27 protein-coding genes are annotated in these 22289 nt (G+C 69.8%); 4 read left to right on the forward strand and 23 right to left on the reverse strand.

Features of this window, described 5'->3' with window-relative positions:
• Positions 1-8: 8 nt before the first annotated feature.
• On the reverse strand, positions 9-1685 hold the full coding sequence (locus AB0F70_RS03450; protein ID WP_357443663.1) for an NAD(P)H-hydrate dehydratase: 1677 nt from the start codon (positions 1683-1685) through the stop codon (positions 9-11).
• Positions 1686-1855: 170 nt separating this feature from the next.
• Here AB0F70_RS03450 and AB0F70_RS03455 point away from each other — a divergent pair, with 170 nt between their 5' ends.
• Entirely contained in the window at positions 1856-2905 is a 1050-nt protein-coding gene (locus AB0F70_RS03455; protein WP_357443665.1) for an LLM class F420-dependent oxidoreductase, read from the forward strand.
• 13 nt (positions 2906-2918) lie between these two features.
• Here AB0F70_RS03455 and AB0F70_RS03460 read toward each other — a convergent pair whose 3' ends face one another.
• The 4 genes from AB0F70_RS03460 to glmS form a co-directional block, all read right to left on the reverse strand.
• A complete protein-coding gene (locus tag AB0F70_RS03460) occupies positions 2919-3269 on the reverse strand; it encodes a holo-ACP synthase (RefSeq protein ID WP_116673618.1) in 351 nt (116 codons plus the stop codon).
• 308 nt (positions 3270-3577) lie between these two features.
• On the reverse strand, positions 3578-4405 hold the full coding sequence (locus AB0F70_RS03465) for an alpha/beta hydrolase (protein ID WP_357443667.1): 828 nt from the start codon (positions 4403-4405) through the stop codon (positions 3578-3580).
• A 26-nt stretch (positions 4406-4431) separates the two neighbouring features.
• Entirely contained in the window at positions 4432-4788 is a 357-nt protein-coding gene (locus AB0F70_RS03470) for a pyrophosphatase (protein ID WP_357443669.1), read from the reverse strand.
• A gap of 55 nt (positions 4789-4843) precedes the next feature.
• Positions 4844-6745: a glutamine--fructose-6-phosphate transaminase (isomerizing) gene (glmS, locus tag AB0F70_RS03475; protein WP_357443671.1), complete on the reverse strand. Its 1902-nt coding sequence runs from the start codon at positions 6743-6745 to the stop codon at positions 4844-4846.
• 121 nt (positions 6746-6866) lie between these two features.
• Here glmS and coaA point away from each other — a divergent pair, with 121 nt between their 5' ends.
• Positions 6867-7862 carry a type I pantothenate kinase gene (coaA, locus tag AB0F70_RS03480; RefSeq protein ID WP_357443673.1) on the forward strand — a complete coding sequence of 332 codons (996 nt, stop codon included), beginning with the start codon at positions 6867-6869 and terminating at the stop codon, positions 7860-7862.
• 4 nt (positions 7863-7866) lie between these two features.
• On the opposite strand, the gene AB0F70_RS03485 is transcribed toward coaA, so the two are convergent.
• The 4 genes from AB0F70_RS03485 to rplM all read right to left on the reverse strand — a co-directional run bounded on the left by AB0F70_RS03485 (position 7867) and on the right by rplM (position 11248).
• The gene (locus tag AB0F70_RS03485) at positions 7867-8589 is read right to left on the reverse strand and encodes a DedA family protein (protein ID WP_357443675.1); all 723 of its coding nucleotides are present in this window, start codon (positions 8587-8589) and stop codon (positions 7867-7869) included.
• 190 nt (positions 8590-8779) lie between these two features.
• Complete coding sequence (gene glmM, locus AB0F70_RS03490) at positions 8780-10144, reverse strand: phosphoglucosamine mutase (RefSeq protein ID WP_357443677.1); 1365 nt, start codon at positions 10142-10144, stop codon at positions 8780-8782.
• A 125-nt stretch (positions 10145-10269) separates the two neighbouring features.
• Positions 10270-10755, reverse strand: coding sequence for a 30S ribosomal protein S9 (gene rpsI / locus AB0F70_RS03495; RefSeq protein WP_357443679.1), 486 nt, complete (start codon positions 10753-10755; stop codon positions 10270-10272).
• Positions 10756-10798: 43 nt separating this feature from the next.
• Entirely contained in the window at positions 10799-11248 is a 450-nt protein-coding gene (rplM, locus tag AB0F70_RS03500) for a 50S ribosomal protein L13 (RefSeq protein WP_116673612.1), read from the reverse strand.
• A gap of 281 nt (positions 11249-11529) precedes the next feature.
• Between rplM and AB0F70_RS03505 the strand changes: the two genes are divergently transcribed.
• A complete protein-coding gene (locus AB0F70_RS03505) occupies positions 11530-11955 on the forward strand; it encodes a DUF5709 domain-containing protein (RefSeq protein WP_357443681.1) in 426 nt (141 codons plus the stop codon).
• An 82-nt stretch (positions 11956-12037) separates the two neighbouring features.
• Here the strand turns inward: AB0F70_RS03505 and truA are convergent, their stop codons facing one another.
• On the reverse strand, positions 12038-12955 hold the full coding sequence (gene truA, locus AB0F70_RS03510) for a tRNA pseudouridine(38-40) synthase TruA (RefSeq protein WP_357443683.1): 918 nt from the start codon (positions 12953-12955) through the stop codon (positions 12038-12040).
• Between the two features lie 39 nt (positions 12956-12994).
• Here truA and AB0F70_RS03515 point away from each other — a divergent pair, with 39 nt between their 5' ends.
• Positions 12995-13756, forward strand: a complete 762-nt coding sequence (locus tag AB0F70_RS03515; RefSeq protein ID WP_357443685.1) for an ROK family protein — start codon at positions 12995-12997, stop codon at positions 13754-13756.
• 81 nt (positions 13757-13837) lie between these two features.
• Here the strand turns inward: AB0F70_RS03515 and rplQ are convergent, their stop codons facing one another.
• The 13 genes from rplQ to rpsE form a co-directional block, all read right to left on the reverse strand.
• Positions 13838-14422: a 50S ribosomal protein L17 gene (gene rplQ / locus AB0F70_RS03520; RefSeq protein ID WP_357443687.1), complete on the reverse strand. Its 585-nt coding sequence runs from the start codon at positions 14420-14422 to the stop codon at positions 13838-13840.
• A 55-nt stretch (positions 14423-14477) separates the two neighbouring features.
• Positions 14478-15494 (reverse strand): DNA-directed RNA polymerase subunit alpha, encoded by a 1017-nt coding sequence (locus AB0F70_RS03525; RefSeq protein ID WP_116673607.1) that lies wholly within the window; start codon positions 15492-15494, stop codon positions 14478-14480.
• 183 nt (positions 15495-15677) lie between these two features.
• The gene (gene rpsK / locus AB0F70_RS03530; RefSeq protein ID WP_116673606.1) at positions 15678-16082 is read right to left on the reverse strand and encodes a 30S ribosomal protein S11; all 405 of its coding nucleotides are present in this window, start codon (positions 16080-16082) and stop codon (positions 15678-15680) included.
• Between the two features lie 75 nt (positions 16083-16157).
• Positions 16158-16532: a 30S ribosomal protein S13 gene (gene rpsM / locus AB0F70_RS03535; protein ID WP_253869160.1), complete on the reverse strand. Its 375-nt coding sequence runs from the start codon at positions 16530-16532 to the stop codon at positions 16158-16160.
• Between the two features lie 184 nt (positions 16533-16716).
• Positions 16717-16830, reverse strand: coding sequence for a 50S ribosomal protein L36 (gene rpmJ, locus AB0F70_RS03540; RefSeq protein ID WP_003956441.1), 114 nt, complete (start codon positions 16828-16830; stop codon positions 16717-16719).
• A gap of 125 nt (positions 16831-16955) precedes the next feature.
• A complete protein-coding gene (infA, locus tag AB0F70_RS03545; RefSeq protein WP_116673604.1) occupies positions 16956-17177 on the reverse strand; it encodes a translation initiation factor IF-1 in 222 nt (73 codons plus the stop codon).
• 294 nt (positions 17178-17471) lie between these two features.
• Positions 17472-17858: a hypothetical protein gene (locus AB0F70_RS03550; RefSeq protein WP_357443691.1), complete on the reverse strand. Its 387-nt coding sequence runs from the start codon at positions 17856-17858 to the stop codon at positions 17472-17474.
• Between the two features lie 99 nt (positions 17859-17957).
• Entirely contained in the window at positions 17958-18845 is an 888-nt protein-coding gene (map, locus tag AB0F70_RS03555) for a type I methionyl aminopeptidase (protein WP_357443693.1), read from the reverse strand.
• Positions 18846-18848: 3 nt separating this feature from the next.
• On the reverse strand, positions 18849-19406 hold the full coding sequence (locus tag AB0F70_RS03560; protein ID WP_357444071.1) for an adenylate kinase: 558 nt from the start codon (positions 19404-19406) through the stop codon (positions 18849-18851).
• Between the two features lie 80 nt (positions 19407-19486).
• Positions 19487-20782: a preprotein translocase subunit SecY gene (gene secY / locus AB0F70_RS03565; protein WP_357443695.1), complete on the reverse strand. Its 1296-nt coding sequence runs from the start codon at positions 20780-20782 to the stop codon at positions 19487-19489.
• A gap of 213 nt (positions 20783-20995) precedes the next feature.
• Entirely contained in the window at positions 20996-21448 is a 453-nt protein-coding gene (gene rplO, locus AB0F70_RS03570) for a 50S ribosomal protein L15 (protein ID WP_116677494.1), read from the reverse strand.
• A 2-nt stretch (positions 21449-21450) separates the two neighbouring features.
• On the reverse strand, positions 21451-21633 hold the full coding sequence (rpmD, locus tag AB0F70_RS03575) for a 50S ribosomal protein L30 (protein ID WP_020016131.1): 183 nt from the start codon (positions 21631-21633) through the stop codon (positions 21451-21453).
• Positions 21633-22286: a 30S ribosomal protein S5 gene (gene rpsE, locus AB0F70_RS03580; protein WP_357443698.1), complete on the reverse strand. Its 654-nt coding sequence runs from the start codon at positions 22284-22286 to the stop codon at positions 21633-21635. Before rpsE ends, rpmD begins: the two co-directional genes overlap by 1 nt.
• Between the last annotated feature and the right edge of the window lie 3 nt (positions 22287-22289).

Here is a 22289-nt window from a genome sequence, read left to right on the forward strand (position 1 = left end):
GCCCGGTCTCAGGCGCGCAACAGCTCGGCGACGACGGCGGGCACCGCCCGGGCGATCTCCAGGGCGGTCACGGGACCACCGGCGGACGCCCGCGCCGCGGCCCGGCCGTGCACGAGCACGGCGACGGCCGCGAGCCGGGCCGCGAGCGTCTCGTCCTCCACGACGTCGGCGGAGCGGCCGGCGAGCAGCGTCCCCAGGATCCCCGCGAGCACGTCACCCGCCCCGGCCGTTCCGGTCCAGGCCGGCGCGTCGGCCTGGGCGTACACGTCGCCCGGCCCCGCCACGACGGTGATCGCGCCCTTGAGCAGCACGGTCGCGCCGGTGGCCTGGTGCGCGGTACGCACCCAGTGCAGCGGCTGCGCCTCGACCGCCGTGCGGTCGACGTCGTGTCCCAGGCCCTGCAGCAGCTCTGCCAGCTCGCCGGCGTGCGGGGTCAGGACCGCCCAGGCCGGGAGCCTGTGCTCCAGCATGGTGAGCGCGCCCGCGTCGATGACGGCGGGCATCTTGCCGCCGGTCACGTCCTCGGAGAGCACGCCGGTCACCGCGGCGAGCGCCCCGAAGATCCGGCGGGCCTGGCCGTCGTCGTCCGGCCCGTCCTCGGGGCCGAGCGCGGGGACACCCGGCCCGAGTACCCATGCCTGCACCCGGCCGCCCGCCACGACCACCTCGGGGTGGGCCAGCAGCACGCGCGCGCCGACCGCCTCGGGCCCCAGGTAGCGCACCATGCCGGGTCCGGCCAGCACCGCACCCGACGTCGCGAGGACAGCCGCGCCCGGGTAGGTGCTCGTACCCGCGATCACGCCGACCACGCCCCTCGTGTACTTGTGGTCGTGCGTGCTGGGGACGGGCCACAGCCCGGCGACGTCGGCCGGCTCCATCCGCCGCACCCGGCCCGACGCCGGGTCCGTCCCGCTCATCGCGTGCCTGCCCGTCGCCACGCCCCACACGGTGCCTGACCAGCCTTCGGCGCCCGCGACCACGGGGAAGCCGACGTCGACCAGCTCGACGTCGCCCCCGAGGTGGGCCGCGGGCGGCAGGAGCAGGCCGGGCTTGAGCGCGCCGAACGTCACCGTGCGGTCGGCGCGCAGGACGGGGCCGGGTACCGCGCCGTCGTCCACGCCGATGCCGCTCGGGATGTCGACGGCGACGGTGAGCGGCCAGCGCTCCCCCGCCTTCTCGCGGGCCTCCGCGAGCGTCCGGACCAGGCCGCCGGCCGGGGGACGCAGCGCGCCACGTGCGCCGACGCCGACCAGACCGTCCAGCAGGACGTCGGAGGCGAGTGCGGCCTGGACCACTGCCGGGACCCGGACGTCGGCGAGCGTCAGCACCTTTCCGCCCGCCGCCCGGAACGCCGCGAGGCCGTCCTCGTGGGCGCGCGCCGACGCGAGCACCGCGGTGACCGTCATACCGCGCCGCACGAGGTGCGCGCCGGCGAACAGGGTGTCGCCGCCGTTGTTACCGGGTCCGACGAGCAGCAGAGCGCTGGTGCCGCGTACGTCGACCCTGGGGCCGGTCGCGCGGCCGGGGCGGATGCGGGCGGTGCCGGGGAGTCCGTCGGAACCGAGGCTGCCGCGCAGGCGGACGGTGCCCGGACGGCCGAGCCGGTGATCGGGGGCGCGCCCGGCCCGCGGCGCCGCCACCTCGCGGAGCACCGCCTGGGCCAGCGCGTACGCCGCTCTGGCCATGAGCGGCTCGCCGGCAGCGATCAGTGGCTCTTCGGCCTTTCGTACCTCGTCGGAACTCCACGCGTCTTTCACAGTCCTATAGTGCCGCTTCCGCCACCGTCCGAGGTACAAATCCTGGGCGAAATGGACGGCCCCTCCCGTCCGCAACCTTGTCGGCATAAGGTCGGACCATGCGATTCGGACTCTTCATCCCGCAGGGCTGGCGTCTCGACCTGGTCGACATCCCCCCTGCCGATCAGTGGGCTTCCATGCTTTCCCTCGTGCACCGCGCGGAGAACCAGGCGGCGGGCGAGGCCGTCCCCGGCGGCGAGTTCGCCTGGGAGTCGGCGTGGGTCTTCGACCACTTCCACACCGTCCCGGAGGTGACCACCGAGGCCACGCACGAGGCCTGGTCCCTCATGGCCGCGTTCGCGGCCGCCACCCAGCGCATCCGGCTGGGCCAGATGTGCACCTGTATGGCGTACCGCAACCCGGCACACCTCGCCAAGGTCGCCTCGACCGTCGACACGATCTCCGGTGGCCGCGTCGAGATGGGCATCGGCGCAGGCTGGTACGAGCACGAGTGGCGCGCGTACGGCTACGGCTTCCCGTCCGCAGGCGAGCGGCTGCGGGCGCTCGACGAGGGCGTGCAGATCATGTCGAACATGTGGCGCACCGGCTCCTCCGGCACGTTCGAGGGCAAGCAGTACCAGGTCGACGGCGCCCTCTGCTACCCGCAGCCCCTGCAGCAGCTCCCGGTGGGCGACGGCGGCGCCGAGGTGCCGTCCATCCCGCTGTGGATCGCCGGCGGCGGCGAGAAGAAGACGCTGCGCATCGCCGCGCAGCACGCCCAGTACACGAACTTCGACGGCAGCCCCGACGGGTTCGTGCACAAGTCGGGCGTGCTCGAGGCGCACTGCAAGGACGTGGGGCGCGACTTCGGTGAGATCACCCGGTCGGCGAACTACAACGTGGTGATCGGTGAGAACGACGCCGAGGTCGCCGAGCGGCTGGGCTGGATCGAGGCGCACCTGCGGAAGTGGGTCCCCGAGAAGGCCGACCAGGAGATGAACACCTGGCGCAGCGGGCTCCTGGTCGGGACACCCGAGCAGATCGTCGAGCGGCTGCAGGACATGCGTTCACGCGGCATGGAGTACGCGATCACGTACTTCCAGGAGGCCGCCTACGACCAGACGGGCCTGGAGCTCTTCGAGAAGCAGGTCATCCCCGAGCTCCAGTAACTGGGGCGGAAGGTCACCCTTCCGCGATCACCATGGCCGACGCGATGCCCGCGTCGTGCGAGATCGTGATGTGCCAGGTGCGCACACCGAGCTCGGCGGCGCGGGCGGCCACGGTGCCGCTCGCGTCGATCCGGGGCGGGCCACCCACCGTGCGGTGCACCGTGACGTCGTGCCACCGGAGGTTTCCCGGAGCACCGAGCGACTTCGCGATGGCCTCCTTCGCGGCGAACCGGGCGGCCAGGGACGCCGGCGGCAGCTCGCGCTCGACCTCGGTGAACAGCTTCTCGCGCAGCCGGGGCGTCCGGTCGAGGGTCTCCATGAACCGGGCCACGTCGACCACGTCGATGCCCGTCCCGATGATCATTGGCACAGCCTAGGTGGCCGCCGACGGCCGCAGGCTCCGTCCCGTCCCACAACCGCAGTCTTGCGCAGGATGCCCGACTTGGGGCACCATGTCACAGTAACGTAACGGTAAAGATTGCGCCCGCGTTCTGCCCGCGGCGCATCATCTTTCATTTTCAGGAGGTAACCATGCCTGCGGACGACGACAAGCTGCCCTTCCCCAAGGTCATGGTCCTGGTCTTCGGCGTCATGATCGCCGCCATCCTCACGTTGCTCGTCTACGTCGCCGTGTCGGGCTGAACCCTCGGCCGCACCCGGCGCGCCCCGCGCTCACGCCGCACCCGCCTCCTCGACGCGGTCCAGCCACTCGCCGACGAGCGCCTCGAACAGCCCACGCTGCTCGAGGTGCAGCGAGTGCCCCGCGCGGTCCAGCACGGCGAAGGCCGCCCGGGGGTAGTGCTCGACGAGCCCCCACGCGTCGCGATAGCCGGTGACCGAGTCCTGCCGCCCGACGAGCACGAGCGCCGGCTTGTCGAAGGGCACCGGCTCGACCGGGAAGCCCCCTGCGTAGTGCGCCTCGACCCGCGCGACAACCTCTGGGTCGGCTGCGGCCAGGCCGGGATCGACCTCCTGCCGCGACCGCGTCCAGGTCTCGTCCGTCTGGACCACGAGGACCTCCTCCGCCGCGAGCGCCTCCGGCCCGACCCGCTCCACGAGCGCCGGGTCCTGGACCAGCACCTGACGCCGCGGGAGCTCGCGCAGTTCGTGGCGCGGTTCGACGACGGTCACCACGACGGCCAGGCCGGCCACTCGTCCGGCGTCGGCGGCAGCGAGCCCGCGCGCCAGGTACCCGCCGTACGACTGCCCCACGACGGCGTACGGCCCCTCCGGCACGAGCGCCTGAACGGCGGCCCGCAGGGTCCGGAAGACGTCGTCGGTGCTCGCGACGTCCGGCGCAACCGTCCCGCCCATGCCCGGCAGGTCGACATAGAGGCGACGCCAGCCCGGCCGGTCCGCGAAGACCGGCTCGAACGCGCCGACCATGAGCCGCTGGTCCACCGGGAACCCGTGGACCAGCACCACGGTAGCCACCCCAGGCCCTGCCGAACCGTGCTCCACGTAGTGCACCCGGACCCCGTCAACCTCCACGTACGCCATGTACGCCCCTCTCGTCAGCCATGAGGTTAGACGGGGTCACCGACATCCCGGATGCCCGCGGTGTCCTCCGGCTGGACGAGGTGCCGCCAGCGGAACCACTTGCGCTCCAGCTCCTCGGGCAGGTCGACGTCGAACCGCCGGGCCACGAGCAGCAGCTGCGCCAGGGCGTCCGCGACCTCACCGCGGAACGCGTCCCGCGTCTCGTCGTCGGACAGGCCGCGGTCGCGCGAGCGGCCGGACAGGTTGAGGAACGCCTGCGTGAGCTCGCCGACCTCTTCGTGGAGCTTCAGCATGAGCCAGTCGTCGGTGCGTTCGACGCCGTATATCCGCGCGTACGCGCGGCTGATGATCTCGACGTCGTCGGAGAGCTTCTTGAGTTCCACGCCGCCGAGCGTGCCACAGCGGGACGCTCGGTTCGGCGGGAACGGCCAGGACGGACTACTCCACGGTGACGGACTTGGCGAGGTTGCGCGGCTGGTCCACGTCGAGGCCCTTGGCGGTAGCCAGCGCCATCGCGAAGATCTGCAGCGGCACCACGGCTAGCAGGGGCTGGAGCAGCGTGGGCGCCTGCGGGATCCAGAAGATCTCGTCGGCGTACGGGCGCACCGCGTCGTCGCCGTCCTCCGCGATCACCAGGGTGCGCGCGCCGCGCGCCCGGATCTCCTGGATGTTCGAGACGACCTTCGAGTGCAGGGAGTCGCGCCCGCGCGGGGAGGGTACGACGACGAACACGGGCTGGCCCTCGTCGATCAGTGCGATCGGGCCGTGCTTGAGCTCACCCGCCGCGAAGCCCTCCGCGTGGATGTACGCGAGCTCCTTGAGCTTGAGCGCACCCTCCAGGGCAACCGGGAACCCGACGTGCCGCCCCAGGAACAGCACCTTGTCGGACTTCTCCATGGACCGGGCGGTCGCGCGGACGTACTCGCCGCGCTCGATCACCGTCTGGATCTTGCGCGGCATGTCGCGCAGCTCGTCGAGCAGCGTGGCGATCTCGTCCGGGAACTTGTTGCCGCGCAGCTGCGCCAGGTACAGGCCCAGCACGTAGGCGGCGGTGATCTGCGCGAGGAACGCCTTGGTGGAGGCGACGGCGATCTCGGGGCCGGCGTGCGTGTACAGCACTGCGTCGGACTCGCGCGGGATCGTGGAGCCGTGGGTGTTGACGATGGAGATCACCTTGGCGCCCTGCTCGCGCGCGTGCCGCACGGCCATCAGGGTGTCCATGGTCTCGCCGGACTGGGTCACGGCGACCACCAGCGTGCGCTCGTCGACGATCGGGTCGCGGTAGCGGAACTCGTGCGCCAGCTCGACCTCGACGGGGATGCGGCACCAGTGCTCGATCGCGTACTTGGCCACGTGCCCGGAGTAGGCGGCCGTGCCGCAGGCGACGACGATGATCTTGTTCACCGCGCGCAGCACCGACTCGTCGATGCGCAGGTCGTCGAGCACGAGGGCACCGGAGGCGTCCGTCCGGCCGAGCAGCGTGTCGGCGACCGCCTGCGGCTGGTCGTGGATCTCCTTGTCCATGAAGGAGTCGAAGCCGCCCTTCTCGGCGGCGGCGGCGTCCCAGTCGACCGTGAAGCGCTTGGCGTCGGCGGGCTTGCCGTCGAAGTCGGTGACGACCACCGACGTCGGGGTGATGGTCACCACCTGGTCCTGGCCCAGCTCGAGGGCCTCCTTGGTGTGCGCGATGAACGCCGCGACGTCGGAACCGAGGAAGTTCTCCCCCTCGCCGAGTCCCACCACGAGCGGGGAGTCGTGCCGCGCCCCTACCACCGTCTCCGGTGCGTCGGCGTGCACGGCGAGCAGCGTGAACGTGCCGTGCAGGCGCCCCGCGACGACCGTCATGGCCTCCGTGAGGTTGCCCGTCTCGCGGTACGCCTTGGCCAGCAGGTGAGCGGCGACCTCGGTGTCGGTCTCCGAGCGGAACGTCACGCCGTCGGCCAGCAGCTCTGCCTTGAGCTGGGCGAAGTTCTCGACGATGCCGTTGTGGATCACGGCGAGCCGGTCGCCGTCGGCCAGGTGCGGGTGGGCGTTCGCGTCGGTGGGGCCGCCGTGCGTGGCCCAGCGCGTGTGGCCGATCGCCGCGGTGGCGGCGGGCAGCGGGTTCTGCTCCAGTGCCTCGATCAGGTTGGCGAGCTTGCCCGACTTCTTGGCCCAGGCGACGCCGTCCAGCCCAGGCGCGACGAGCGCGACGCCTGCCGAGTCGTACCCGCGGTACTCCAGCCGGCGGAGCCCTTCGACCACCACCTCGAGAGGCATGCCCGACGGCGCGGCGGCACCTGACGCGTTGCCGTCCGCGATAGTCGGAGCAGTTCCCGTGTAACCCACAATCCCACACATGCGGGCGAGTCTAGCGAGCGTCCGGGCCTGCCCCCATGACCGGGCTCACAGGCCCGCACCCCGGGCACCGCGCGAGGTCGCGCAGCGGCCGGTGGAGATTCCCGCGCCCGGTTGGGGCACAATGCTGCAGGTGGTTTCCCAGTTTCCGACGACGGACCTCAGCGAGCACCTGCTGGCCCTCGCGCCGTCCTCGCCCTATGTGGATCTCGACCGTGCGGCGTGGAGCCGCCTGTCGGCCTCCACTCCGCTGCCGCTGACCGACGAGGACGTCGAGCGCCTGCGCGGTCTCGGTGACCCGATCGACCTTGCCGAGGTCGACGCGATCTACCGCCCCCTGTCGCGCCTGCTCAACCTGTACGTGCAGGCCACCGCCGGCCTGCACGACGCGACGTCCACCTTCCTGCACGAGGATCCGCCCCGCACGCCGTACGTCATCGGGGTGGCCGGCTCCGTCGCCGTCGGCAAGTCGACGACGGCGCGCGTCCTGCGCGAGATGCTCGCCCGCTGGCCCGAGACGCCGCGCGTCGAGCTCATCACCACCGACGGGTTCCTCTACCCGAACGCCGAGCTCGAACGGCGCGGCCTGATGGAACGCAAGGGCTTCCCCGAGTCGTACGACCGGCGCGCCCTCATCCGATTCCTGTCCCGTATCAAGGCCGGGCAGCCGGAGGTGCGCGCACCCCTGTACTCGCACGTGATCTACGACATCGTGCCGGATCAGGAGCTGGTGGTGCGCAAGCCCGACGTCCTCATCGTCGAGGGCCTCAACGTGCTGCAGCCGGCCCGGCCGTCCACGGTCGACGAGTCGACGGTCGCCGTGAGCGACTTCTTCGACTTCTCGATCTACGTGGACGCCCGCACGCGGAACATCCGGCAGTGGTACGTGGACCGGTTCCTCGAGCTGCGCAGGACCGCGTTCACCAAGCCCGACTCCTACTTCCGGCGGTACGCCTCGCTCTCCGACCAGGAGGCGACCGAGCGGGCCATGAAGATCTGGGAGTCCATCAACGCGCCGAACCTGGAGCGGAACATCATCCCGACCAGGGGCCGCGCGACGCTGGTGCTGACCAAGGGATCGGACCACGCGGTGCAGCGGGTCCGCCTCCGTAAGCTCTAGCCGGTCAGCGGGCGGCGCGGGGCTTTCCGTCGCCGTCCGCCGGGACGGTGACCTTCTCGTCGGCGTGCTCCTCGGCGTCCGTCGCGCTCGCCGTCTTCTCGGGGTCGAGGTGCCGGTGGGAGAACCAGCCCACCACGACGTCCACGACGAAGCCCATAGCGACGCCCAGGACCACGCCGATGCCGATGGCCAGCATCGGGTTGTGGCCGAACCACTGCGCGGCGACGAGGCCGATCCCCGCCGAGTAGAGCGCCCACATGACCGCCGCGATGGCGGCGATGAACATGAACCGGCGCCGCGGATAACCGACGGCGCCCGCCGTCATGTTCACGGCCACGCGGCCGATCGGGATGTACCGCGCCGCCAGGATGAACGAGGCACCGCGCCGGGACAGCGCACGCTCGGCCCAGGCCACCGCCCGGCGCCCGCGCCGGTTCCGCAGGAACGGCACGCGGTCGGTGCCGATCATCTTCCCGATCTGGTACGCGATCTGGTCGCCCACCCACGCCCCTGCCGCCGCCGCGATCAGCACGAGCCACATCCACGGCGTGCCCGTGGTGTGCGCGGAGACCGCCAGAGTGATCACCACGGACTCGCTGGGCAGCGGCGGGAAGAACCCGTCGATGGTCGCGAAGGCGAACATCGCCGGGTAGATCCACGGCGAGGCGGCCATCGCGAGGATCCACGCCTCGGTGGCGCTCAGGACGGTGGAGATGAGATCGAGCACGGGACCTCGAGAGTCTCGTCGGGAGCTACCCTGCGAACGGCTCAGGGCGGCGCCCGGGGGCGGGGAGAGCACTTCTTAGTGCCTGGTGCCAGCCTACGCAAGGGGCGCCCCTGAAAAGCATCAGGGGTGCCCCTGGTAGGACCCCGCTTCCCAAGCATTCACGGGGTGTTCACGGCGGTCCCGCCTACCCCTACAACGCGAGCCGCTCCCGCACGACGGCGGCCAGGTCGTCCGCGACCTTGTCCGCCTCGTCCTGCGCCGGGGCCTCGACCATCACGCGCACCAGCGGCTCCGTGCCGGACTGGCGCAGCAGCACCCGCCCGGTGTCCCCCAGTCGCGTCGTCGCGTCCAGCACGGCCGCCTGGACGCCCTCGTCGGTGCCCGCGCGGGACTTGTCCACACCACGCACATTGACGAGGGTCTGCGGCAGGCGCTCGATCTCACCCGCGAGATCACCCAGTCGCTTGCCCGACGCCTTGACCCGCGCCGCGAGGTGCAGCGCCGCGAGGACGCCGTCGCCGGTCGTGGCGTGGTCCGCCAGGATGATGTGGCCGGACTGCTCCCCGCCCAGGCTGAAGCCGTTGGCGCGCATCTCCTCCAGCACGTAACGGTCGCCGACCGCGGTCTGCACGGTGGTGATGCCGCGCTCCCGCATCGCGAGGAGCAGGCCCAGGTTGCTCATCACCGTCACCACGAGGGTGTCGCCCGGCAGGCGGCCCTCCTCCTTGAGCGCGGTGGCGAGGATCCCGAGGATCTGGTCGCCGTCCACGATGGCGCCGGTGTGGTCGACGGCGAGGCAGCGGTCGGCGTCGCCGTCGAACGCGACACCGAAGTCCGCCTCGGACGCCACGACGACGGCCTGCAGCTGCTCGGGGTGCGTGGAGCCGCACTTCTCGTTGATGTTCCGGCCGTCCGGGCTCGCGTTCATCACGACGACGTCGGCGCCCGCGGCGCGCAGCGCCTCCGGGCCCACCTCGCTCGCGGCGCCGTTGGCGCAGTCGAGCGCGATCCGCAGGCCCTCGAGCGGCCGGTGGTCCGGCGTGGTGCCGACGCTGTCGGTCAGGTGCCGCACGTAGCGCTCGGCGGCGGCCTGGCCATCGGTGCGGATACGTCCGACGGCGGCGCCCGTCGGCCGCTCCCAGTCGTCGCCGAGAGTGGCCTGGATGGCGTCCTCCACGGCGTCGTCGAGCTTGAGACCGCCGCGGGCGAAGAACTTGATGCCGTTGTCCGGCATCGGGTTGTGCGAGGCGGAGACCATGACGCCGAGGTCGGCCTCCAGCTCGGTCACGAGGTACGCCAGCGCGGGCGTTGGCAGCACGTTGAGCATCACCACATCGACGCCGGCGGACGCCAGACCGGCGGCGACGGCGCCCGCGAGGAACTCGCCGGAGGCGCGCGTGTCGCGCCCGACGACCGCGCGCGGACGCGGCCCCAGCAGCTCACCCTGCGCGGTCAGCACCCGCGCGGCGGCGGCGCCCAGCTCCAGCGCCAGCTCCGCGGTGATGTCCTTGTTGGCGAGGCCCCGAACTCCGTCGGTGCCGAACAGCCTGCCCATGCCGGTTCTCCTCAGATCGTTCGAATCCCACCGTAGCGGGCCACCGGCACCTGCCGGCAAATGCAGATGGCCCCGCTGAACAGTGTCGACACTGTTCAGCGGGGCCATCCAGCCACGCGCTGGGGTCAGCGCTTGCTGTACTGCGGAGCCTTGCGGGCCTTCTTGAGACCGGCCTTCTTGCGCTCGACCGTACGGTCGTCGCGGCGGAGGAAGCCGGCCTTCTTGAGCTCGGCGCGGTTGGCGTCGCGGTCGATCTCGTTCAGCGCACGGGCGATGCCCAGGCGCAGAGCACCGGCCTGGCCCGACGTGCCGCCACCCGTGATGCGGGCGATGATGTCGAAACGGCCTTCGACCTCGACCAGGCTCAGCGGGCTGTTGACCAGCTGCTGGTGCACCTTGTTCGGGAAGTACTCCTCGAGGGTGCGACCGTTGACCTTCCAGGTGCCGGTGCCGGGGACGAGGCGCACGCGCGCCACGGCCTCCTTACGGCGCCCGAGGGCCTGAGCCGGGGCGGTGATGGACGAGCCGCGCGTTGCGGGCGCAGTCGTCTCGGTGGTGTAAGAGCTGGGCGCCTCGGCGTCCTGCTCGATGTCGACGGTGGTCTCGGCCACTGTGGTGTCCTCGCGTCCTTCAGCGTTGCGATCCGGCAGCGGCTCAAGCCTGCTGCGAAACCTGGGTGATCTCGAACGGCTTGGCCTGCTGCGCCGTGTGCGGGTGCTCAGAGCCTGCGTAGACCTTCAGGTGGGTCATCTGCGTCCGACCGAGCGAGGTCTTGGGGATCATGCCGCGCACGGCCTTCTCGACGGCGCGTTCCGGCTTGGTGTCCAGGAACTCGCCGTAGGGGGTGGCAGTGAGGCCGCCCGGGTAGCCCGAGTGGCGGTAGGCCAGCTTGGTCTCGCGCTTGTTGCCGCTCAGCGCGACCTTGTCCGCGTTGATGATGATGACGAAGTCACCACCGTCGACGTGCGGAGCGAAAGTCGGCTTGTGCTTCCCGCGCAGCAGAATGGCGACCTGGCTTGCCAGGCGGCCCAGGACGACGTCGGTCGCGTCGATGACGTGCCAGTCGCGCTGGACGTCGCCGGGCTTGGGGGTGTACGTACGCACGGTTCGTAACCTTTTCGTTTTCGGTGTCGTCGGGCGAGAAGCAGCGCCCGAAGAGTCAGGTCGTTGTGCGCGGGGGTCAGAGTGACGTCCGGGCCGTTCGTCGGCACACGAGTGGGCTCGGTGCTTACGCAGGACGTCGTGACAAAGCACAACGACTCATTAGAGTACCTGGCCGGTTCCCCGGGGGTCAAAGCGAAGCGGGTCAGGGGACGTGATCGGCCGCATGAGGTTCGACACGTCTGCCTGTGGCGTCTGCACGGAACTGGTGCGACGGTAGGGGCATGACCGAGGAAACCCCAGGCACCATGCCAGGACCGGACGGGATCGCTGAGGGCGACACCGACCAGCTCACCTCCGATGACACGCTGCTCAACCGCGGCCTCGCGGACAACCTCGACGAGGGCTACTCCCCGCCCGAGCGCCCCCGTAGCAACCACTGGGGCGAGACCTCGTGGGAGGAGCGGCACGGCGAGCCGATGGACCAGCGCCTCAGCGAGGAGGAGCCCGACGTGTGGCAGGCCGACCCGCTCGACCGCGCGGACACGTCACGCGCGGGACGGCTCGTGTCCGACCCCGACGCGGACCCCGGCAGCTACGCGGCCGAGGACGGCAACCGCCAGAACGACGTGTACGGCACCGACGCGGGCATCGACGGCGCCGGCGCCAGCGCCGAGGAGGCCGCGGTCCACTGGGTCGAGGAGCCGTAACCCGCCGAGGTAGATCCGTGGCGAAGTAGAACCAGGGCGACGTAGAACCGCAGCGGACCTGCGGTTCTACGTCGCCCTGGTTCTATCTCGCGGTGGTTGTGTCGTCCCAGACGTCCTCGTCCATCCGCTTGGCGCGGACGGCGTCCGCGCGGGCGGCGAGCTCTTCGTCCGGCGGGAACGTGATCTCCTCGAGGCACAGCCCCTCCGGGGGCACGACGAAGACGCCCGCGTCCCGCCGGCGGCTCGCCAGGAGCTCCGCGGGCCAGCTCACGGGGCGCCGCCCCTCTCCCACCCCCATCGACGCCCCGACAAGGGCGCGCACCATGTTGTGGCAGAACGCGTCGGCGACGACGTGCCCGACCACGAGGCCCGCATCCGGTCCGTCGGCCGGCCGCTCCCAGGCGATGTGCTGCAGCTCCCGGATGGTCGTCGCGCCCGGGCGGGGCTTGCAGTACGAGGCGAAGTCGCGCACCCCGGTGAGCGGGCGTACGGCGTCGTCCATCGCGGCGGCGTCGAGCGGCTTGCGGGACCACAGGACGTGCCTGCGTCGCAGCGGGTCCCGGAGGCCCGGCGCGTCGGCGATCCGGTACGTGTAGCGGCGGCGCAGGGCGGAGAAGCGCGCATCAAAACCGGGCGCCGCCTGCCTGGCGCCGCGTACGACGACGTCGGTGGGCAGCACGCCCGTCAGCCGGGACACCAGCGCCTCCGCAGGGGTACGGCTGGACCGCCCCGAACGGCCGGGGAGCGCCGCCCAGGCATCGGCCTCGAGGTCGACGTGCGCCACCTGGCCGCGCGCGTGGACGCCCGAGTCGGTCCGCCCGGCGACGGTGAAGCGAGGCGTCGGCCGGCCGAGCTGCTCGCTGCGCAGGACCCGTGCCAGACCGTCCTCGAGGGCACCCTCCACGGTGCGTAGACCCGGCTGGCGCGCCCAGCCGGCGAAGTCGGTGCCGTCGTAGGCGAGGTCGAGCCGAACCCTGATGAACTCGTTCACGCCTGCCATCTTCCCCGATCCCCGTCCCAGAGTTCGTACAGTGACGTCATGGCAGACATCCTCACGCTTGCGGTCGACTGCGGTGGTGGCGGGATCAAGGCAGCGGTCCTCGACTCGTCGGGCACCGCTCACGCGGCGCCGGTCCGCGTACCGACGCCCTACCCGCTGCCGCCCGAGCTCCTCGTGGACACGATCGCGAAGATCGCCACCGACCTCCCTGCGGCCGGGCGGGTCACGGTCGGCATGCCCGGCATGATCCGCAGCGGCGTCGTCGTGCACACACCGCACTACATCACCCGGTCGGGGCCGCGCTCCCGCGTGGATCCGGCTCTGCTCGACGCGTGGCACAGCTTCGACATGCGCGCGGCCGTCGCCAGCCGGCTGAACCTGCCCGCACTGGTCCTGAACGACGCAGAGGTGCACGGCGCGGGCGTGGTCGCCGCGTCGGGCCTCGAGCTGGTCATCACGCTCGGCACGGGCCTCGGGACCGCGATGTTCCACGGCGGCCGGATCGCGCCGCACCTGGAGTGGTCGCACGCCCCGGTGCGCCGCAGCCTGACGTACGACCAGTACATCGGCGAGCCCGAACGACGTCGGCTGGGCGACGGCCTGTGGTCACGGCGCGTGGTCACCGTCGTCGACGGGCTGCGGCCCGTCTTCCACTGGGACCGGCTCTACCTCGGAGGCGGTAACGCGCGGCGCATCACACCGTCGGCGCTGGCCAGGCTCGGCGACGACGTCGTCATCGTCCCGAACTCCGCCGCCCTGGTGGGCGGCGCGCGAGCATGGGACCTGCTGCCTGCTCAGTGACGTGCGGCCACGCACGACGACGCCGGGCCGCACCCTCCGTACGGAAGGTGCGGCCCGGCGTCGTGCAGGGGAGAAAGAGGCTCAGGCCTCCTTCTTCTCCTCGGCGGCCTTCTTCTTGGGAGCCGCCTTCTTCTTCTTGGGGGCCTCGGCAGCGGCGTCCTCGGCGGGGGCGTCGGTGACGTCCTCGGCCGGGGCGTCCTCGACCGGAGCGTCCTCGACGACGACGTCCTCGGCCGGGGCCTCGGTCACGTCAGCGGCCTTCTCGGCGGCCTTGGTGGCCTCCTTGACGACTGCCTGCTTGGGGCTCACGGGCTCGGTGATGAGCTCGATGACCGCCATGGGCGCGTTGTCGCCCTTGCGGGTGCCGATCTTGGTGATGCGCGTGTAGCCACCGTTGCGCTCGGCCATGGCCGGGGCGATCTCGGTGAAGAGCGTGTGCACCACGCCCTTGTCACGCACGACGGTGAGCACGCGGCGACGGGCGGACAGGTCGCCCTTCTTCGCGAACGTGATCAGACGCTCGGCCAGGGGACGCAGGCGCTTGGCCTTGGTCTCCGTGGTCGTGATGCGGCCGTGCTCGAAGAGGGAGGTGGACAGGTTCGCGAGAATCAGACGCTCGTGAGCCGGGCTACCGCCGAGCCGCGCGCCCTTGGTAGGGGTAGGCATTACTTGTCTCCTTGGAAGTGGTTCCGCACGTCCGGCCTAGGCCGGACGTGGGACGTCAGTACGACTGCTCGTCGCCGCTGTAGGCCGCGGAGTCGCTACCCTCGAAGTACGAAGCGCCGGCCGGATCGAAGTCCAGCGGCGAGTCCTTCAGGCTGAGGCCGAGCTCGGCCAGCTTCTCCTTGACCTCGGTGATCGACTTCGCACCGAAGTTGCGGATGTCGAGCAGGTCCGCCTCACTGCGGGCAACAAGCTCGCCCACCTGGTGGATGCCCTCGCGCTTGAGGCAGTTGTACGAACGGATGGTGAGGTTGAGCTCCTCGATCGGCAGCGCCAGGTCCGCGGCAAGCGCGGTGTCCGTCGGCGACGGCCCGATCTCGATGCCCTCGGCCTCGACGTTCAGCTCACGTGCCAGGCCGAACAGCTCGACCAGGGTCTTGCCAGCCGAGGCGAGCGCGTCGCGAGGCGTGATTGCCTGCTTCGTCTCGACGTCGACAATGAGCTTGTCGAAGTCGGTGCGCTGCTCGACTCGGGTGGCCTCGACCTTGTACGTGACCTTGAGGACCGGCGAGTAGATCGAGTCAACCGGGATGCGCCCGATCTCCGCGTCGAACTGCTTGTTCTGCGCGGCGGACACGTACCCACGGCCCCGCTCGACGGTCAGCTCGATCTCGAGCTTGCCCTTGTCGTTGAGGGTGGCGATGTGCAGGTCGGGGTTGTGGACCTCGACCCCCGCCGGCGGAACGATGTCCGCAGCGGTCACGACGCCGGCGCCCTGCTTGCGCAGGTACATCACGACGGGCTCGTCGTTCTCCGAGGAGACGACGAGGTTCTTGATGTTGAGGATGATCTCGGTGACGTCTTCCTTCACGCCCGACACGGTGCTGAACTCGTGCAGCACACCGTCGATACGGATGGACGTGACGGCCGCGCCCGGGATGGACGACAGCAGGGTGCGACGCATCGAGTTGCCGAGCGTGTAGCCGAAGCCAGGCTCGAGCGGCTCGATGGAGAAGCGGGAACGGCTCTCCGAGATGACCTCTTCGGTCAGCGTGGGGCGCTGTGCGATAAGCACTGTGGGTGTCCTTTCGAGTGTGCGTCCGCTATATGACGCATCACGGCTGCGATCTCTCGCGGCCCAGACGGATCTCTGTCACCGTCCGGGCAAGGTGCTCACCGCGAGCGGTGAGCGTTGTCGCGATCGCGGTGCGGTCCCGCAGCCCTGGGGCCGCGCGGCCGCACCGCGGCGCGACAGATATCAAACGCGGCGACGCTTCGGGGGGCGGCAGCCGTTGTGAGCCTGGGGCGTCACGTCCTGGATCGAGCCGACCTCGAGGCCGGTCGCCTGAAGCGAACGGATCGCGGTCTCACGACCGGAACCCGGGCCCTTCACGAAGACGTCGACCTTCTTGACGCCGTGCTCCTGCGCACGACGGGCGGCCGACTCGGCTGCCATCTGCGCGGCGTACGGGGTCGACTTACGGGAGCCCTTGAAGCCGACGTGGCCGGCGGACGCCCATGCGATCACAGCACCCGAGGGGTCAGTGATCGAGATGATCGTGTTGTTGAACGTGGACTTGATGTGCGCCTGGCCGAGCGGGACGTTCTTCTTGTCCTTGCGGCGCGGCTTGCGGCCGGCTGCGGCGCGAGTCTTGGGAGGCATGTGTTTTTAGATCTCCTGGTCTGATCGGACCGGGGCGGTCTCAGCTCGATGAGCCGACCGCTCCACGGACTGCTATCAGCGGGCCTTCTTCTTGCCCGCGACGGTGCGCTTGGGACCCTTGCGGGTACGCGCGTTGGTCTTTGTGCGCTGACCACGCACCGGCAGTCCGCGACGGTGGCGGATGCCCTGGTAGGTACCGATCTCGACCTTGCGGCGGATGTCGGCCGCGACCTCACGGCGGAGGTCACCCTCGAGCTTGAAGTTGCCCTCGAGGTGGTCGCGGAGCGCAACGAGCTCGGCGTCGCCGAGGTCCTTGACGCGGACGTCCGGGCTGATGCCCGTGGCGGCCAGGGTTTCCTTCGCGCGGGTACGACCCACACCGAAGATATAAGTGAGCGCAACCTCAAGCCGCTTGTCGCGGGGGAGGTCGACGCCGATAAGACGTGCCATGTGCCTTCCGGCTCCTGTACTGCTCATCGGAGGTCTGCCGCACCGCCATCCCGCGATTCACGCGAGCCCCGGCCTCCGGGCCGAGGGTTCCCCTCACCTGTGCGGTTACCCGCTGGGTGAGGTTCGAGGTGGTGCGCTGGTGGTGGCCTCAGCCACCGACCCCGGGCGGATGCCCGGGACGTGATCAGCCCTGGCGCTGCTTGTGGCGCAGGTTGTCGCAGATCACCATGACGCGACCGTGCCGGCGAATCACCTTGCACTTGTCGCAGATCTTCTTGACGCTCGGCTTGACCTTCATGGTTTTTCCTCCACCACGGCGCCCGGTCTCTCGGTGCGCACGCAGCAGTGTCGTGGGTGGTCGATCGTGCGGCGACATCACCTCTGGCCAGGCCGCGAGTGACATAGCCCCGGATCGGGGACTGACTACTTGTAGCGGTAGACGATCCGGCCGCGGGACAGGTCGTACGGGCTGAGCTCCACCACCACGCGGTCCTCGGGGAGGATCCGGATGTAGTGCTGTCGCATCTTGCCCGAGATGTGCGCGAGAACCCTGTGACCGTTCGACAGCTCGACGCGGAACATCGCGTTCGGCAGAGCCTCGATCACACTGCCCTCGATCTCGATGACACCGTCCTTCTTTGCCATATCCTCCGCTAACTCTCGTCGTGACTGCTTCCACGCCCACGGCACCGCAGGAGCCCTGCGGAGCCGACAGTCGGGTGTGGATGTCGTGTGTGTCCGTGTACCGCCAACCTCGTGTGCCTCGGCCTGCGCCCCGCTCGCGCGGGGACCGGCAGGCGCCTCGGCACCCTTTCAAGAACTGGAGGCGTTGAACGGACTACACCCAGCGGTCCAGCCTACGTCACTTCGGAAAGCATTCAAAGCGCAGCACGACGGCGAGGGCCGTTCTCGGCCGTGAGCCTCGCCACGAGAGGCCCTTCAGAGGTCGTACTCGACACCCGGCAGGCCGATCATCGTGTGCGGGAGGCTGGTGACGAAGAAGAACAGCAGGGGCAGCCAGCCGAGCACCATGCCAAGGCCGAGCGCGACGAGCACGTGCCTGCCCTGCGCCTTCCAGAGCCACACGCCGAGCAGCCACACCACCGCGCCGAGCAGCAGGACCGACTCCCACACGAACAGCGAGGTGCCGAACCCGAGTACCGCGCCGACCCAGAGGAACGGGCTCGGCGCGAGCCGGCGGCCCCAGGTGGCGATCCAGCGTCCGGACCGTTCGAGGCCACGTCGCGCAGCCGGAAGAACCCGCGTGCCCGCGCCGCGCCCAGGAGTGCCGGCACTGCCGGGCGGGGTGTGCGCTTCATCGGTCACAGGCCGATCGTAGCCAACTGACTCCGAGTTAAATAGGCCTCGGGTGAAAGTCGTCTCAGGCTCTGCAGCTATCGGCCGAGCCTGCGCTTCCACTTCGACTCAGTCGAGCGTGACCGGCTGCACGCCGAAGACGCCGAGGCGCTCCGCTCCCCCGTCGACCGCCGTGAGGACGATGATGCCGTCCTCCATGATCGCGGTGGAGTGCTCCCAGTGCGCCGCACGGGAGCCGTCGACGGTGACCACTGTCCAGTCGTCCTCGAGGACCCTGGTCTCGGACCCGCCGCGCGTGATCATCGGCTCGATCGCCAGGCACATCCCCGACCGCAGCCGGGGGCCCGAACCGGACGTCTTGTAGTTGTGCACGTCCGGGGGCTGGTGCATGGCGCTGCCGATGCCGTGCCCGACGTACTCCTCGACGATGCCGTAGTCGATGCCGATGAGCTCGCCGGCCATCTCGACGGCAGCCTCCACCGCCTGGCCCACCGCGTTCAGGCGCTTCGCGGACGCCAGCGTGGCGATGCCCGCCCACATGGCGGTCTCCGTGGTCTGGATGAGCGCGATGTCGGCGAGGTCCGCACCCGCGGCGACCAGGTCGTCGTCGGGCAGCGTGTGGTCGAGTGCCCCGTCTGGGCCCAGGACGAACGAAACGGCCGAGTCGCCGTGCCAGCCCTCGACTATCGCACCGCAGTCGATCGAGACGAGGTCACCCGCAGCCAGCACCCGGTTGCCCGGGATGCCGTGGATGACCTCGTCGTTGACCGACGTGCAGATGACTCCGGTGAACCCGTGGTAGCCCAGGAACGAAGGCGCCGCACCGGCGTCGTCGATGGCCTTGGCAGCCACGGCATCGAGGTCCGCGGTGGTGACGCCGGGCCGGGCCGCGGACCGGACCGCGGCAAGAGTGTCCGCGACCACCAGACCGGCACGCCGCATGAGGCGTATCTGGTCCGGTGTCTTGTACTCGACCCGGTCCCGCCCGAAGACCACGCCTCAGCCCAGCTGGGCCGCGAGGGCGGCGACGATGCGGTCGGTGACCTCGGTGATCTCACCGACGCCGTCCACCTTGGCCAGCAGCCCACGCTCCGCGTACGCCGCGGTGAGGGGGGCCGTCTCGGTGCCGTAGATGTCGAGCCGGCGGGCGATCCCCTCAGGGGTGTCGTCCTCACGGCCCTCGTCACCGGCACGCTTGGTGAGACGCTCCATCAGGACGTCCCGGTCCGCCGTCAGCTCGATCACGCCGTCGAGCTCCCAGCCGAAGCCGGCGAGCGTGGTGTCCAGCTCAGCGACCTGGGCCGCGTTGCGCGGGTAGCCGTCCAGCAGGAACCCGCCCTTGACGTCCTCGTCGCCGAGGCGGTCGCGGACCATCGCGTTGGTGATCTCGTCCGGGACGAGCTCACCCTTGTCGATGTACTCCTTGGCCGTCGTGCCGAGCTCCGTGTTGCCCTTGATGTTGGCCCGGAAGATGTCGCCGGTGGAGATGGCGACGATCCCGAACACCTCGGCGAGGCGCGCGGCCTGCGTGCCCTTGCCGACGCCCTGCGGGCCCATGATGACCAGGCGCGTGACCTGGCCCTCCTTGTCCGGACGAGCGTGGAGCTCGCGACGAGAGGCGGTGGAGGGGGTCTGACTCAACGGAGAAATCCTTCGTAATGGCGCTGCTGCAGCTGTGAATCGATCTGCTTGACCGTATCCAGCCCGACGCCGACCACGATGAGGATCGAGGCACCGCCGAAGGGCAGGGCCGTGCTGACGCCCAGGAAGACGAGCACCAGCGTCGGGATCAGCGCAACCAGCGCGAGGTACACGGAACCGGCGGAGGTGATCCTGGTGATCACGAAGTCCAGGTACTCCGCCGTCGGGCGGCCGGCCCGGATGCCGGGGATGAAGCCGCCGTACTTCTTCATGTTGTCCGCGACCTCGTCCGGGTTGAACGTGATCGAGGTGTAGAAGAAGCAGAAGAAGATGATCATCAGCGTGTAGATCGCGATGTACAGCGGCGACGACTGCTGGACCAGGTTGTTGCTGATCCAGACGACCCAGTCGGAACCCTGGTCCCCAAACTGCGCGAGCAGGCCAGGGATGGCGAGGATCGACGCCGCGAAGATCACCGGGATCACACCGGACATGTTGATCTTGATCGGGATGTAGGTGCTGGTGCCGCCGTACATCCGGCGACCCACCATGCGCTTCGCGTACTGCACCGGGATGCGGCGCTGCGACTGCTCGACGAACACCACGAGGCCGATGACCAGGATGATCACGAGGATCATGATGGTGAAGTTCAGGACTCCGTTGGCGCCACCGGCGATCGACCAGAGCGACGTCGGGAAGCTCGCGGCGATCGACGTGAAGATCAGGAGCGACATGCCGTTGCCGACACCGCGCTCGGTGATCAGCTCGCCGAGCCACATGACGAGGCCCGTACCGGCGGTCATGGTGATGACCATGAAGATGGAGGTCAGAACACTGTCATCGGGGATGACAGGAACCAGACAGTTCGGGAAGAGCAAGTTCTGACGCGCCGTCGTGATGACGGTGGTCGACTGCAGGATCGCGAGACCGATGGTGAGGTAGCGCGTGTACTGGGTCAGCTTCGTCTGACCCGACTGGCCCTCCTTCTGCAGCGCCTCGAAGCGTGGGATCACCACGCGAAGCAGCTGCACGATGATGCTTGCCGTGATGTACGGCATGATCCCGAGGGCGAAGATCGACAGCTGCAGCAGTGCGCCACCGCTGAAGACGTTGATCAGGCCGAGGAGGGTGTTGTCCCCCTCCCCAGCGATGCATTGCTGCACGTTCGCGTAGTCCACGCCGGGAGTCGGTATGAACGACCCGAGCCGGAAGATCGCCATGATCGCGATCGTGAACAGCAGCTTGCGCCGCAGGTCTGGCGTCCGGAAAGCCCGGCCGAAAGCGCTGAGCACCCTATCCTCCTGGCCCGCCGTTGCGGGATCTAGTGTCGCCGACGCAACGCCGGCGAGATGTTTCGAACGTGGGCCAGACCACAACGGTGCAGCCAGACCGTGTCGGATTCTACGTTGCTCACGGGGTCTTTCGGACCACAAGAGCCCCGGGAAATTCTCAAGAGAGCACACAGGGCCGGCCGCGCATCATGCGCCGCCGGCCCTGTAGCTGTATCAGGCCTCCGAGACCGTACCGCCAGCCGCCAGGATCTTCTCCTTGGCGGTTGCCGAGACGCGGTCGACCGCGATCTCGAGCTTGACGGTGATCTCACCGTTGCCGAGCACCTTCACGGGCTGACCCTTGCGGACCGCCCCCTTGGCGACGAGGTCCTCGACGGTGACGGAGCCACCATCGGGGAACAGCGTTGAGAGCTTGTCCAAGTTCACGACCTGGAACTCCACGCGGAACGGGTTCTTGAATCCACGCAGCTTCGGGAGGCGCATGTGCAGAGGCACCTGCCCACCCTCGAAGCCTGCGGGGACCTGGTAACGAGCCTTCGTACCCTTGGTACCGCGACCTGCCGTCTTACCCTTCGAGCCTTCACCGCGACCCACACGGGTCTTCGCGGTCTTGGCACCGGGGGCCGGACGGAGGTGATGCATCTTCAGCGGCTTGTTCTCCGCCATGATCACTCGACCTCCTCGACGGCGACGAGGTGCGCCACCGTCTTGACCATGCCACGAATCTCCGCACGGTCCTCCTTCACGGCGGTGTCGCCGATCCGCTTGAGGCCGAGGGTTCGCAGCGTGTCACGCTGGTTCTGCTTGCCGCCGATGGCGGACTTGGTCTGAGTCACCTTGAGTCGAGCCATCACGCACCCGCCTTTGCAGTCGACTCGGCACGACCGGCGGCCTGCGCACGCAGGAGCGCGGCCGGGGCCACGTCCTCGAGCGGGAGGCCACGACGAGCGGCAACAGCAGCCGGCTCCTCGAGGCCCTTCAGGGCCGCGACCGTGGCGTGCACGATGTTGATCGCGTTGGACGAACCGAGCGACTTGCTCAGCACGTCGTGGATGCCGGCGCACTCCAGCACGGCGCGCACCGGACCACCGGCGATAACACCGGTACCCGGCGACGCCGGACGCAGGAACACGACACCGGCGGCCTTCTCACCCTGGATGGGGTGAGGGATGGTGCCCTGGATACGAGGGACGCGGAAGAAGCTCTTCTTCGCCTCCTCGACACCCTTGGCGATCGCCGCGGGCACCTCCTTGGCCTTGCCGTAGCCGACGCCTACGGTGCCGTCACCATCGCCCACCACGACGAGCGCGGTGAAGCTGAAGCGGCGGCCACCCTTGACGACCTTGGAGACGCGGTTGATGGAGACGACCTTCTCGATGAAGGCGCTCTTTTCCTCACGCGCCCCACGACGGTCGCCGCCACGACCGCCACCACGGCGGTCGTTACGGTCCTTGTTCTCGGTGGCGGCACCCTGGGGGGCGCCGCTGCGCTGCCCTGCAGCCATCAG

This window comes from Promicromonospora sp. NPDC023805, assembly GCF_040639635.1.
Classification (GTDB): Bacteria; Actinomycetota; Actinomycetes; order Actinomycetales; family Cellulomonadaceae; genus Promicromonospora.